9 protein-coding genes are annotated in these 13,048 nt (G+C 47.0%); 3 read left to right on the top strand and 6 right to left on the bottom strand.

Translation table 11 applies throughout. From position 1 onward, the window contains the following. Positions 1 to 104: 104 nt before the first annotated feature. The 5 genes from DXZ20_RS25605 to DXZ20_RS25585 form a co-directional block, all read right to left on the bottom strand. Positions 105 to 677, bottom strand: coding sequence for a TRAP transporter small permease subunit (locus DXZ20_RS25605; protein WP_163665758.1), 573 nt, complete (start codon positions 675 to 677; stop codon positions 105 to 107). Between the two features lie 132 nt (positions 678 to 809). Then, positions 810 to 1,880 (bottom strand): L-histidine N(alpha)-methyltransferase, encoded by a 1,071-nt coding sequence (gene egtD, locus DXZ20_RS25600; RefSeq protein ID WP_348918727.1) that lies wholly within the window; start codon positions 1,878 to 1,880, stop codon positions 810 to 812. Positions 1,881 to 1,949: 69 nt separating this feature from the next. Continuing rightward, positions 1,950 to 3,218: an SUMF1/EgtB/PvdO family nonheme iron enzyme gene (locus DXZ20_RS25595; RefSeq protein WP_163701897.1), complete on the bottom strand. Its 1,269-nt coding sequence runs from the start codon at positions 3,216 to 3,218 to the stop codon at positions 1,950 to 1,952. Further along, positions 3,196 to 3,990 carry an ergothioneine biosynthesis protein EgtC gene (egtC, locus tag DXZ20_RS25590; RefSeq protein ID WP_163701895.1) on the bottom strand — a complete coding sequence of 265 codons (795 nt, stop codon included), beginning with the start codon at positions 3,988 to 3,990 and terminating at the stop codon, positions 3,196 to 3,198. Before egtC ends, DXZ20_RS25595 begins: the two co-directional genes overlap by 23 nt. Before the next feature lie 112 nt (positions 3,991 to 4,102). Beyond that, on the bottom strand, positions 4,103 to 4,483 hold the full coding sequence (locus DXZ20_RS25585) for a DUF423 domain-containing protein (protein ID WP_163701892.1): 381 nt from the start codon (positions 4,481 to 4,483) through the stop codon (positions 4,103 to 4,105). A 307-nt stretch (positions 4,484 to 4,790) separates the two neighbouring features. On the opposite strand from DXZ20_RS25585, the gene DXZ20_RS25580 reads away from it, so the two are divergent. The 3 genes from DXZ20_RS25580 (at position 4,791) to DXZ20_RS25570 (ending at position 12,216) form a co-directional block, all read left to right on the top strand. After that, positions 4,791 to 9,419: a CHAT domain-containing protein gene (locus DXZ20_RS25580; protein WP_163701890.1), complete on the top strand. Its 4,629-nt coding sequence runs from the start codon at positions 4,791 to 4,793 to the stop codon at positions 9,417 to 9,419. Between the two features lie 194 nt (positions 9,420 to 9,613). Next, entirely contained in the window at positions 9,614 to 10,360 is a 747-nt protein-coding gene (locus tag DXZ20_RS25575) for a DUF928 domain-containing protein (protein ID WP_163701888.1), read from the top strand. 143 nt (positions 10,361 to 10,503) lie between these two features. Then, positions 10,504 to 12,216 (top strand): CHASE2 domain-containing protein, encoded by a 1,713-nt coding sequence (locus DXZ20_RS25570; RefSeq protein ID WP_163701886.1) that lies wholly within the window; start codon positions 10,504 to 10,506, stop codon positions 12,214 to 12,216. A 62-nt stretch (positions 12,217 to 12,278) separates the two neighbouring features. Here DXZ20_RS25570 and bchM read toward each other — a convergent pair whose 3' ends face one another. After that, on the bottom strand, positions 12,279 to 12,974 hold the full coding sequence (gene bchM, locus DXZ20_RS25565) for a magnesium protoporphyrin IX methyltransferase (RefSeq protein ID WP_163701884.1): 696 nt from the start codon (positions 12,972 to 12,974) through the stop codon (positions 12,279 to 12,281). Between the last annotated feature and the right edge of the window lie 74 nt (positions 12,975 to 13,048).

The following is a 13,048-nucleotide window of genomic DNA, read 5'->3' as shown; positions in this document are numbered from 1 at the left end:
CAATTAGACCAAACAAGATGGCCACCCCACCCAGGGAAAACGCCACAGGGTAACCTAATGACAGCAGCACCAAGGCCCCAGCAAACATCAGTGGCCCCAACCAATCAACTAACATCATCCGCCTCCCCATCTAATGTCTTTGGGGCCTCATCTGCGGGTAGATACCCTGAAAAAATTGCCCAGTTTTTAATGGCTTCTGAGATGCCCTGTAGTATCAACAGCCCAAAGCTAACCAAGATCATCGTCTTGATTGGGAACCGTAAGAGCCCACCAGGGTCCGGAGAGTTCTCCCACACCGCCCAAGACTTCAGCACAGCTCCCCAGGAGAAGTAGATCACCAGTGCAGAAAACGGAATAAGAAAGAACACCGTCCCAATGAAATCAGCCAACGCTTTGCGGCGACGGGACCAGCGATCATAAAACACGTCCACTCGCACATGGCCCCCCTTTTGTAGGGTGTAGGCAGCCCCAAGCAAAAAGACAATATCAAATAGATACCATTGAGTTTCGATCAGAGCATTGGAGCTTAAATTTTGACCGACCACATTACCTAAATAGCGGCCAATGACATTCCATGTGCCAACCCCAATCATGGCCAGCACTAACCAATAGGCGAACTTGCCGATTTGACAGGTAAATGCGTCAATCTTGCGAGCAACGGAGAGTAGTGATTGCAAAACATCGTGTCAATTTTCTACCGAGGTATTTTATCTCGTTGAGAGATTAAATCGGTTGCGATCGCACAATTTGCAATGTTTTAAATGTTTTGTTAGAGGGCAGCAATGCTTACCCCCAATAAAATCTCCCCCTCAACCCTTTTGAGCCAAAATCAAACCAAACCACTGCCGTTCATCGGTAAAGGTTTGCAATACTTTTAACCCATGATTAGCCAGCTGAGCACCCATCTGAACCACATCAAACTTGCGAGAAATCTCACTTAACAGTCGCTCTCCCTCAGCAAATTTCACCGTCAAATCTAGATCTTGGAGCGTCACCGTCTGCTCTTGCTTACTCACCAAATACATCTCTATCTGATGTTTTTGCGAGTTATACATCGCTTGATGATAGAAATTATCAAGGCAAAAATCTCCTCGATAGCGATGGTTGAGATGCTGCAACATATTGAGATTGAACATGGCCGTTATCCCTTGAGCATCGTTATAAGCCGCCTCAACAGTGCCAATATCCTTTTGCAAATCTAAGCCCAGCAAAAAGAATTGTCCTGGCTCCAGGGCCCCACTTACCAACTGCAAGAATTGTTCACAGTCATTAGGAGACAAATTACCCAGGGTACTACCAATAAACATCACCATTCGGGTAGCCAAGTTGGCAGCTGGCAAAGCATTGAGGGCAGGTTCGTAGGTACCGATCATCCCGTGAATCCTGAGTTCAGGATAATCATATAGTAGTTGATCAGAACTATCTTTCAACATGCTGCCACTGACATCGACAGGGATATAGCGTAACGGCAAATTAGCAGCCCGATAGGCATCTAAAAGAATGCGTGTTTTTGTCGCACTACCGCTGCCCAGCTCCACCAGCTCGCAAGGGCCAGTCAGCTGAGTAATGGCATGGGCATAGCGATGAAAAATAGCCGATTCAGTGCGGGTGGGATAGTACTCTGGGAGCGTACAAATTTTCTCAAATAGCTCTGATCCTAAGTGATCATAAAAATATTTTGGTGGCAAAGATTTTGGTATTTGGGTTAATCCTTCAATCACATCCTGCCCATCCATTACCCTGACCTCAGGCTCATTACTGAGCAGAGTTTGGATCTGAAGGCGAGCTGGATCGATAACGTTGCGATCTGCCAAGTTAGCATTGGTGCGTTGGCCATGCTTCTCCATCGGAGAATCGCAATCAGCTGTGGAAAAAGTCATAGAAAACCGTAATAACCAGGGCCAGTGTAGCGTGGGACTGTATTTTTCGTGGGAAGATTGCAAACTTCTCTAGCGCACACAGCGAAAGCCCATAAATAGCTCTCTCACATGGGGCTCGTACCAGTTGCGAAAGCTGGACCGTAGCCCCCAAGGACGAGTCGCCCAGCTGCCCCCTCGGAGCACTCGATGGCCATCATCAAAGTAAACTGCTGAATAGCCTTGATAGGGATAGGCTTCAAATCCTGGATAGGGACGAAACCAACTATGGGTCCATTCCCACACATTCCCCAAAAGATCATAACAACCGTAATCGCTAACGGCTTGATCAGATCTCCCAACAGGGCTGGTGCAGCCCAAGTGATGATTGCAATTAATTTGATCTGTTGTTAGCAATGTTTGCAGCTTGGGCGTTAATCCCTGCGCTGCCAAGGCCCACTCTGCCTCAGTCGGCAAGCGCTTATCTACAAAGCGGGCATAGGCAGTTGCCTCATACCAGTTCACACCAGAGACTGGATGGTGTCTAAATGCGGTTACATCTTGGGCAGGCCAATACAGGGGCTGGTTCACCTGGGCCGTCTGTAACCAACACCAGCCCGTATCACACCACCATTGCCGCTCCTGATATCCACCAGCATCCATAAAACGCTGATACTGTTCACAGGTGACTGGTGTGCGGTCAATGGAGTAAGCTGCTACATCCACCCAATGGGCTGGTCGCTCATTATCAATGGCCACATCACCATCCAGACCATCACGGTCAGCTACTAAGCCCAGACAAACCTCTCCAGCAGGGATATGGACCATACCTGTAGGAGTCTCATGCATGGGCCCAGCAACAGGATTTCTTAGAGGCGTGACCTGACCCTGATTTTGATGTAGGGCCATAACCAGGGACATGGTTTCACTGTGCTGACATTCGTGTTGAATCAGCCAATGCCATAGACGTGCCTGCTCGACCACAGGGGCAGTACTCAAATACGCCAATGTCCGCCGTCGCACATCTGCCAAGAAAATTAGTAGCTCGTCCAAACTAGGTAACATCTGGCGTTGAGACTTAGGCAGTCCATCGGCAGCAAACAGCGTTCGATAACTGGGGAACGGACATGGTTGCCCAGCTAAATGCTCCAAAATCCATAGAGACTCAGTAAATGCAATATGTCCCAAGTGCCAACCCACAGGGCTAAAGTCAGGATGTGCCTGCTGTTGCAATACAGTCTGACTAATGCCATCCACTAGGGCTAACGTGCCATGGCGACAGGTTTGGAGAGTGGCTTGAAAGTAGGTGCGAAGTTTTGACGCATCAGCAGATCCAGTGTCAGGTAGCGAGAGAAAAACCATGAATTTGGGGTTGAAGATCGTTAGCAGCAACAGTCAAACTATGGGCCTGAGCAATGGGCTCCCAATCCCCTGAAAATAAAGGTTCGGAAGCCAGAATAATGCTCTCTGGCTGACGCAATAGATAAAATGATGGGGCCTTGGCTTGATTATCAAAACGAGCTGCAACAAGTTTTTGACCGTCGCTCAGAACGATCACACCCGATACTCGGACGTCGTATTCATTGGCCAAGGATTGAATCATTTCAATGGCCTGTTCCAAAGCTCCCAATAACGCCAACTGGGGATCCAGCTCTAGCAGATGGGTAATCAGGGCAAAAATATGTTCAGAGTCTGTCAGACCATAGATATTTTGATAAGCGACATCGCCAATTAGATCACGCATGGGGCGATACAGTGTCTGTCGAAATTTATCGATATAGCCGTTGTGAACAAATAAGAGCTGGCCGTGGCGAAACGGCTGACAGTTACTAAAGTCGAGGGGCAAGCCTGGTGTGGCACTGCGAATATTGGAAACGAATGACTGCGCCTGAATGTAACGACACAGGTGAGGCAGGTTAGCGTCATTCCAAATGGGTAGCACATTGCGATAGATAAAAGGCTCAGCCGCAATGTCATCGGGATGATGCCAGCCAATACCAAACCCATCTGCATTGAGCAAGGCCACTTCTAACTCTTTTGGCTGATAGCTTTGAACCAGTAAGGAATGCTCAGGTTTGAGGATGAGCTCTTCAAGGAAGATGGGCTTTCCTAAATAGGCAAGTAAACGACACATAGTACTAGTGAACAGAAAAAGCTGAGTTCAAGATTTTTTGCCTTGAGCTTGAGCTTATCGGTAAGGGCAATCAAACCTATTGCTAAAAATGCAAAACTCATCCCCTAGCTCTTTAGTTTGTCAGAGAGAATGCAGCTGTGGCTAAAAATGCCCAACCAATAATGAGGGCCAAACCACCAATGGGGGCCACAGCACCCAGAACTTTGATGCCTGACAGACTCAAGCCATAGAGACTGCCGGAGAAAATCACAATGCCGATGATGAATGCCCAACTGGCGTAGCTGAGCCAGCTATTATTCGGAAGTTGTAACCACAGAAGTCCCACCAATAGCAAGGCCAGGGAATGATACATCTGGTAGCGTGTGCCTATCTCAAATGTCGCCAGGGATTTTTCTGTCAGCTGGGCTTTGAGTGCATGGGCCCCAAAGGCACCGCCTGCTACGGATAAGCCTCCTAAAATAGATGCGATCGCAATACACAGCCGAGCAGTCATAGTGTGGTCAACAAACGAACCTCTCCAGAGTAAACAATGCCCGTCGTTCTGTCTTAGAGGTTGCTGATTAAATTGACATCAATTGATTGACTTCAGAAAAACTTAATGCAAATTTGGTTAGTTTTACGTAGGAAGTAAGACCTGACTTACGAGTCTTATAGTTGAAAAGAGACCAAAGAGACCGCTCTATTTCTTTGAAGCCCGAACATTAATTTTCTTGGTTTATCGGTGACGATGACACCCCTCAATCATCGTCACAACTCTCGTTTGACTCCTGAATCGCCGAGATTTAGGCTGACCTTGATCTATGGAAGTCTTGACTAAAGTAACCGCCGCTTTTGCGCTAATCCCCGTCGTTGGCAGTGGAATTATTATCTCAACGCCCTTTCCACTACAAGCACAAACAATTGTGCCCACAAGCAACGCAACCCAAGCCACTGTTTCCGAACCAGGCATCATTGATATTAGTGGTGGCAATCAAGCAGGAAGCAATCTCTTCCATAGCTTTGAGCAATTCAACCTGGACCAGCACCAAACGGCAAACTTCCTGACCACCTCAAACACCCATACAGTCATCGGACAAGTCATCGGTGGCACTGCCTCCAATATTGATGGATTGCTGCAAGTAACCGGTAGTAATGCGGATCTGTACCTAGTGAACCCTGCTGGGCTGCTCTTTGGCCCCAATGCTCGTCTTGACCTTGGAGGTTCATTCACAGCTACAACCGCCACCCACCTTGGTACTGACGATCAATGGTTCGAGATCATGGGCGATCCGGACTACAGCACCTTGGTAACTCCCCCCAGCCATTTTGGCTTTAGTTACCCAAGTACCATCATCAACCAAGGCCAGCTCACTGTGCGTGAGGGACATAGCCTCAGACTGTTAGCCTCTCAAGTAACAAATACTGGCACGTTAAGTGCCCCTGATGGCGAAATCACCCTCTTGGCTACAGAACCGGGTCAGTCCATTCGACTGGCACAAATGGGCGGCCTATTAAGCTTAGAGATCTCCACCGAGCCTGACATCTCAGAGACTCTACCAGCCTTGATCACTGGTGGTGACTTCAACCACAGCAATGAGTTGGTCATTGGCAATGATGGTACAGCTACTCTCATACATCGTGATATTGCCAACAACATTCCAACTCCCTTTAGTCTCCAGAATGCTGGCAACATCTCTACCCAAGGCATCACAGGTGGTGAAATCAATCTTTTAGGAAACACTATTCAGGTACTTGAGAGTACCTTGAATGCTTCTGGTCACACCAGCGGAGGCTCGATTCGTATTGGAGGAGACTATCAAGGGCAAGGAAATTTACCCCATGCCTCTCAAACAGAAATTACGGCAACCACTAGCCTAGTTGCCGATGCCACCCAGGGGCATGGGGGCCAAGTAATTGTTTGGTCAGATGGCACAACAGTCTTTGATGGTAGCATTTCAGCTCAATCTGCAACGGGTCATGGCGGTCTGGTAGAAACCTCTGGACTGCATCAACTCACCATCGGAGACAATGCCAATGTCACAACCACTGCTCCTTACGGAGACGCAGGCATATGGCTCATCGACCCCATCGATCTCACAGTCATCGAAACAGGTGGTACTGGAGGCATTGTGGCAGGCACTAACGATGTCATTAACAGCTCCATTAATGCGTCTACAATCGTCAGTTCATTAAATAGCACTAATGTCACTTTACAAGCCAGTAATTCCATTACTCTCGATGCAGCTATTAATGCTAGTGGCAACAGTTCTAGCAGAGATTTATTTATTGATACAAACACCTTAAATCTCAATGGGAAAATTACTCTTAAGGGCATTGGAGAACTATCGGGTTCGGCCAATACAGTGAATGTAGGCGCTAACGGCAGTATTCAAAATGCTGTGGATGCTGTCGCTTACGGTGGCACGGTAAATCTAGCGGCCACCACCTATCGTGAGCCTCACACCATCACCCTTAACCACTCCCTTAATCTTGTCGGGCAAGGTCAAGCCAGCACTTTTATCAGTGGTGATGTTGACAATAACGGGATTGGAGATCAACGAGTCTTTGATATCACCAGCAATGGAGACAATATCAATATTAATAATCTCACCATACAGGATGGCTCTAGTACGTCAGATGGTGCTGGTCTCAGGACATCTGGCAACAACGTTGCAATTAGTCATGTAACGTTTACCAACAATGAGGTCACAAGTAGTTCACAAGATGGTGGAGCCATTCAAAATAGAGGCTCGCTTATCCTGTCTAACACGATTTTCGACAATAATCGTAGTGCCTCTGATGGTGGAGCGATTGATATTGCTCAAGGTTCAGTTACAGTGGTTGATAGCACCTTTAATAACAACCAAGCTGGAGAACATGCTGGGGCCATCGATGTTGATCCCAATGGCATAGTTAGCATCTCCAATACAGATTTTTCTGACAACAGAGCAGGAACCAACGGTGGCGCAATTTTTAGTGAAGGTGCATTGAGCATCGACACGGCCTACTTTACTGAAAACCGTGCTAGCGATGCTGGTGGAGCCATCTTCTTAGACGATGATGGAGAGATTAGGGCCAGCCACTTCATGAATAATATGGCTGAAAGAGGTGGCGGGCTTTATAACCAAGGTGAACTCACCTTAGTGAACAGCACTGTTGCCAACAATCAGGCAACAGGAATAGGCACCTATGATGGCGGCGGCGGAATCTTAAATACTGCTGGAGGAGAGATCACGATTGATGCGACACTGATTAGTAATAATCTATCGGCTAAGAGTGGTGGCGGCATTCTCAATCTGGCTACTGATAGTGAAACTGAAATTGCGATCGCAAACAGCGCCATTGTTGGCAACCAAGCAGCTACCCTTGGAGGCGGCATTGAAATTGCTAGCGACTTCGGATTTTCGAACCTGTCACAGGTAACCATTACCAACAGCACTATCTCCGGTAATCAAGCTATCGTGGGCGGCGGACTCCGTACCGTTGGCCCCACAACACTCACAAACGTCACGGTAGCAGCCAATATCGCCACAACCTCTGGAGGTGGCATATCCGAAAACCTCACAACTTTATCTACTCCAGAGCTAATTAACACCATTGTGGCCAACAACCTTGCCCCAACTAATCCTGACATAGAGGGAGAGTTTAGCGATCTGGGAAACAACCTGATTGGCATCGATCAAGGCAGCACAGGTTTTGTCTTTAGTAATCTGGTAGGCACAATCAATACTCCACTACAGCCAAGATTGACACCCCTTAACAACACTTTGGGCAATCTCCCATCACATCAGTTGCACAATGATAGCCCAGCCGCTAATACTGGCCATAATTCAGCAGCCACCATCAACGATCAACACGGAAACCCTAGAATTATCGGTGGTATCATCGACATCGGTGCTGTCGAGAGCAATATTGTTAATGCAGTTTCTCCCCTACTAACAGAAACTGAAGGTCTTGAAACAAATGGATCTCAACCTCAAAATTCATCACGACCTATCTCAGGCAAGCCTCAGCCTTCCCCTGTTTTAGAACAGCTCCAGCCTCCTCATACACCCGCCGTACAATCAATTCGATTTAGCAATAGGGAAGCATTAATTCAAGCAGAAAAGCCGTTCCGCCGTCCCCTAAACCCACGTATAAGGCCAACCCATACAACAACTACAAACGGTCGTTTACAGTACTTTGACGAATCAGCTTTTCAGCACTTAGAAGATGCCTTGAGTAACGACTATGTAAATTATTGGCAATTGCCTCAAACTCAACCCGTCACCTTACAGTCAGTACAAAACATCCTAAATCAAGCTAATCACGACTATAAAAGTAAATCAGCAGTTATTTATGCTGTCTTTGTGCCTCCAGCCTCTAACACTGAGGCCGGTCTCGACAGATTTACATTACCTCGGACTCAGCAAAATGCCAGCCCAGAGGATCAACTACTGTTAATTTTGGTATCCGCTACTGGAGAACCCGTCCAACAATTGGTCGATGTGTCACGGGCTGAGCTAACTCAACAGGCAAAGCTATTTCGACTGGCTGTTTCAGACCCTGAAGACCCACTTAGCTATAAAGCCTTAGCTCGCCAAATGTATGACTGGTTATTAGCACCGCTCACACAAGACTTGGAGGCAAAGCAAATTGATCATGTGATGTATTCTCTGGACCAAGGACTGAGAACCATTCCCCTAGCGGCAATGATGCAAGAGGACACCTTCATCATTGAAGAATATGGAGTATCTCTCATTCCTAGCATGGGGTTAATACAGCACCAGTTTGACAACACTATTTCTGTTCCTCGCTCACTCGTTGCTGGTGCGAACCAATTCGAGGCTCTCGATACTCTACCAGCCGTTCCCCTTGAACTCGATGTTGTTGCCCAAAGCCTCCAAACCAGAGAAATTCTTCTTAATGAAACGTTTACACTCGACAACTTTCTAAAGCTAAAAACATCACAACAACCAGAGTTATTACATTTAGCCACCCATGCTGAATTCAATGCAGGCAACTTAGAGCAGTCATTCATTCAATTTTGGGATACGCCACTTAACTTTCATCAAATGAAAACGCTAAGTTGGCCAGATTTAGAGCTCTTAATCCTGAGTGCTTGTGGGACAGCTTTAAGCAGCCCTGAAGCAGAACTAGGCTTTATCGGGCTAGCAGCAGCAGCAGGTATTGAAACCTCCATTGGGAGTCTATGGAATGTTTCGGACATAGGGACCCTGGCATTAATGACAGAGTTTTATCACCAGTTACCCCATACAACGCTCCGTCACCATTCTCTACAAAGAGCACAAATCTCTTTGATTACTGGGGCGGCTCATATCAATAACAATATGCTATACACATCTCAGGGAGATATAACCCTGCCCGTTGAGTTAAGGCTACCCACAACAGAGTTTTCGCATCCGTTCTACTGGGCAGGGTTCACGATGGTAGGCAATCCCTGGTACTAGTGTTGACACACAGACACATCCTTCAGTACAAACACGTACGTTACACCTCAAAACTTTACTGACTCTGAACATATCTTCTAAGGCTTTTTAAGTGTTTTTTACACTTCTTTAAGTCAAAAAGGATACATTGAAATCACTAAGGGATTTTCTAAATGTCCCATTAGCTCATCCTGATAAGACATGTACATCCTGTCATGATCCAGTTCACCGTATTCACTTCGCAGCAAATAATAGCTGTACTGCAAAAAAGTCATCGGCTATCATCGGCCATACTAGCTAGTTGCCTTGGGTTAAGCTTGATAGCGCCTAGCTATGCTGGAGAACGGATTCGCTGGACTCCTGATACAGATCGAGGTAACGTCGAATCAACCTTATCAGGTGGACGCAGAGGGCAAGAAGCCGTTAGTTGCAGCATTGATGATGGCGCAACTCGCTTAGCCCTGATGGTTCCAGGAGATCGATCAAACTTACTGACAACTAAGTCAAATCCTACATTGGCATGGCATGTATCAACTACTATGCCAGTCTCAATGACATTGCATGTGTCGGATCCTGCTTTGGCGACTCCCATTTATAGTCAAACGATTGAGCTAGAGAAAACTGCCACAGTCAGTGTGACTTTACCTGAAGACAACAGATTAGCTCTTCATAAGAAATATCGTTGGACAGTTTTTGTCTCATGCCCAGGAGATCACCACGCTGAAATTTCTGCCCGCAGCTTCGTTGAACATATAAACCGGGAATCCTTAGATGTAAGTAATCTATCTAGCCTGGAACGAGCCAGTACTTACGCAAACCAAGGTATTTGGTACGACGCTATCGCTGTGCTGCTTGCGGCTAGGAGTCAGGGGGTAACAGATGCTGAAACCATGGTGCAGACTCTTTTGGAACAAGGGCAAAGTCCAGCAGAAATACCGTTATCAGCGGTGGTACATCTCTAATCTCATTTAGGCAACCACCGTGTGGCTGAAGTACTGGCGATTACATCATGCACGGATGGTAACCCTTGGTAAAAACAGACAAGATTGGAGACGTTGCAAGAACGCTCTGGCATAGCGTCAGGAAAGCATATGGTTTTGGAGCCATGGCCAGTGTGATCACAGCCAGCAGCATCATAGGCTTGCGATCGCTGGGCAGTTTACAAATACTAGAACTACGTGCTTTTGACAAAATGTTGGCGCTGCGAGTGCCTGAATCCACTGATCCACGGGTCGTCATCGTTGGTCTTACTGATGCTGATTTGGATAACTACCTAGGTACTAACCATGTCAGTGATCAGACTATGGTGGATCTAATCCACCAAATTCAGATGCAACAGCCTCGCATTATCGGTCTAGATTTTTATCGTCATTTACCCAACGAACCTGGAAGCAAGAATTTAGCGACAGTATTTACCCATACCCCTAATCTTATCGGGATCGAAAAAGTAATTGGTAATCAGAAAGGGAATGCAATACCTGGCAACGCCATTTTGAAGAGTGCCGATCAAATCGCCGCCAGTGATGTTGTGGTCGATGCCGATGGCCGCGTTAGACGCGGCATATTATTTCCTGCGGCCAGTGGACACAATGTTATTGAGTCTCTTGGTTTGCGTCTAGCCCTTGAATATTTAGCTGGTGAACCTGAGAAAATCGAACCAGATTTAGAGTCTTCGATACTAACGCTTAAGAATGTTCAATTTCCTCCGATAGAGACCCATACAGGAGGATACGCTGAAACAGATGCGCAAGGATATCAGCTTCTCCTTAATTTTCGTCGACATAAAACCCCATTTAATGTTGTTTCGTTCAAACAAGTATTACGTAACGAAATTCCACCAGATTTGATGCGCGATCGCATCGTCTTAATCGGCAGCATGGCATTTAGTAAAGCTGATATTTTCTACACCGGAGGTCAACAGCCAAATGGACAACCCACAATTCAATTTGGTGTACAGCTACATGGAGAAATTGCTAGCCAGCTTATCAGTACGACCCTCGACGGTCGTCCCCTCATTCAGGCATGGCCCCAGTGGCTAGAAAGCCTGCTGATCATAGGTATTTCTATTTATGGCAGCTATCTTACTCAACAAGCAACCAAACTATGGCAGCGACTGACGCTGATTCCAGGCATCAGCTTGCTCGTGTTTAGTATCAGCTATGGAACATTGAGCTTTACAGGACTCTGGCTACCCGTTGTCCCTATGCTTTTGGGATTATGGATCGCCGCCGGGCTCTCAGGGGCACATCGCACCACACAATTACAGGTCCTTTCCACCAACGATAAATTAACTGGGCTAGCCAATCGCCGCACATTTGATGAGAGTCTGCAACAAGCGTGGTTTAGGGCCTTGAGAGCGCAACACCCCTTGGCCCTGATTGTTGGTGACGTAGACCATTTCAAAAAATATAATGATACCTACGGTCACCCCCAGGGGGATGAATGCCTCAAACAGGTGGCTCAGGCCATCCGCACCACTGTTAAAGCGAGTGGTGCGTTAAATGCTCGCTATGGGGGTGAAGAATTTGTTGTGCTGCTACCCAATACCTCAGCGGAACAAGGGACTGCGATCGCACGTGCCATTTTATCGAAGCTAGCCGCCTACAACTTGCCCCATACCGCCTCCGAAACCGCCGACTATGTCACCATGAGCTTAGGTGTGACCAGCTTTGTGCCAACATTAGAAATTCCACCGAGTGCCCTAGTTGAGATGGCTGACCTGGGCTTATATACCGCCAAAAAGTCAGGGCGCAATTGCGTTTGTCTACATCAGCCCAACACCCTCGACCAGCTTCCCAATCAACACCTGCAAAAATAGCGTCTGTCATTAAGACAGGAGCCAACCCTTCAGGGCTAACGCGTCAGCCCTGAAGGCAACCTCTAATCTGTAACTTTCACAGCTTCAAACAAGCGAGAAAAGTAAAACTGTGTTGCTGTAAATTCCTTACGCTTAATCTGCCAGCCGTTTGCCTTCAAAGCTGCACGAATATCGGCCTCACGGTGGAGATAAGCACGAGTTGCTTTACTTGGGCCCGGGAAAAACTCGCCAATACGCTTAAGTAGGGTATAGAAGGGGGTTTTCGGAGCAAAGCTAAGGATCAGTCTGTCCTCAGCCAAAGAACTTAAATGGGCAATCATGTCACCAGCCTTTTCTTGAGGATAGTGAATGAGTACATCCAAACAAATAACTGTGTGATAGCTACCGTCTAGGGTTTCTAAATCCTGCGCATCAAAGGTAGGTACAGACTCTGGCGGCAACAGTTCCTTGGCACGAAAACTAGCTTCTTCTACCATTTTCTCGGAGATATCACTCGCAGACACTACTGCCCCCATCTCCGCTAAAGGAATACTGAGACTACCGACACCACAGCCAGCATCACAGACCGTCAGCCCCTGAGCATTACCATCCTGCTTAAACCAGTAAAGAACGTGATCAACAGTTTGCTGATGCCCTTCTCGAATGTCTCGCTGGACTTTATTGACCTGACCGTCTCCATAGATACGGCTCCAACGATCGAAACCTTGGGCATTAAAATAATTACGAACGATGGTTTTATCGTCAGTTGCACTCGTCATAGGATTGGCCAGAAGTGATCATTAGGATTTCTCTACCGTCAGATCCTATTACGTTTTGGCAACCTGAAGTGTAG

Source organism: Adonisia turfae CCMR0081, assembly GCF_011009555.1.
GTDB lineage: Bacteria > Cyanobacteriota > Cyanobacteriia > Phormidesmidales > Phormidesmidaceae > Leptothoe > Leptothoe turfae.
This window is presented reverse-complemented; position numbering and strand designations above follow the sequence as displayed.

Bases quoted from the DNA above. Each gene is read 5' to 3' on its own strand.
- egtD (WP_348918727.1), bottom strand. From the start codon at position 1,880: ATGACTTTTTCCACAGCTGATTGCGATTCTCCGATGGAGAAGCATGGC.
- DXZ20_RS25595 (WP_163701897.1), bottom strand. From the start codon at position 3,218: ATGGTTTTTCTCTCGCTACCTGACACTGGATCTGCTGATGCGTCAAAA.
- egtC (WP_163701895.1), bottom strand. From the start codon at position 3,990: ATGTGTCGTTTACTTGCCTATTTAGGAAAGCCCATCTTCCTTGAAGAG.
- DXZ20_RS25585 (WP_163701892.1), bottom strand. From the start codon at position 4,483: ATGACTGCTCGGCTGTGTATTGCGATCGCATCTATTTTAGGAGGCTTA.
- DXZ20_RS25580 (WP_163701890.1), top strand. From the start codon at position 4,791: ATGGAAGTCTTGACTAAAGTAACCGCCGCTTTTGCGCTAATCCCCGTC.
- DXZ20_RS25575 (WP_163701888.1), top strand. From the start codon at position 9,614: ATGATCCAGTTCACCGTATTCACTTCGCAGCAAATAATAGCTGTACTG.
- DXZ20_RS25570 (WP_163701886.1), top strand. From the start codon at position 10,504: ATGGCCAGTGTGATCACAGCCAGCAGCATCATAGGCTTGCGATCGCTG.
- bchM (WP_163701884.1), bottom strand. From the start codon at position 12,974: ATGACGAGTGCAACTGACGATAAAACCATCGTTCGTAATTATTTTAAT.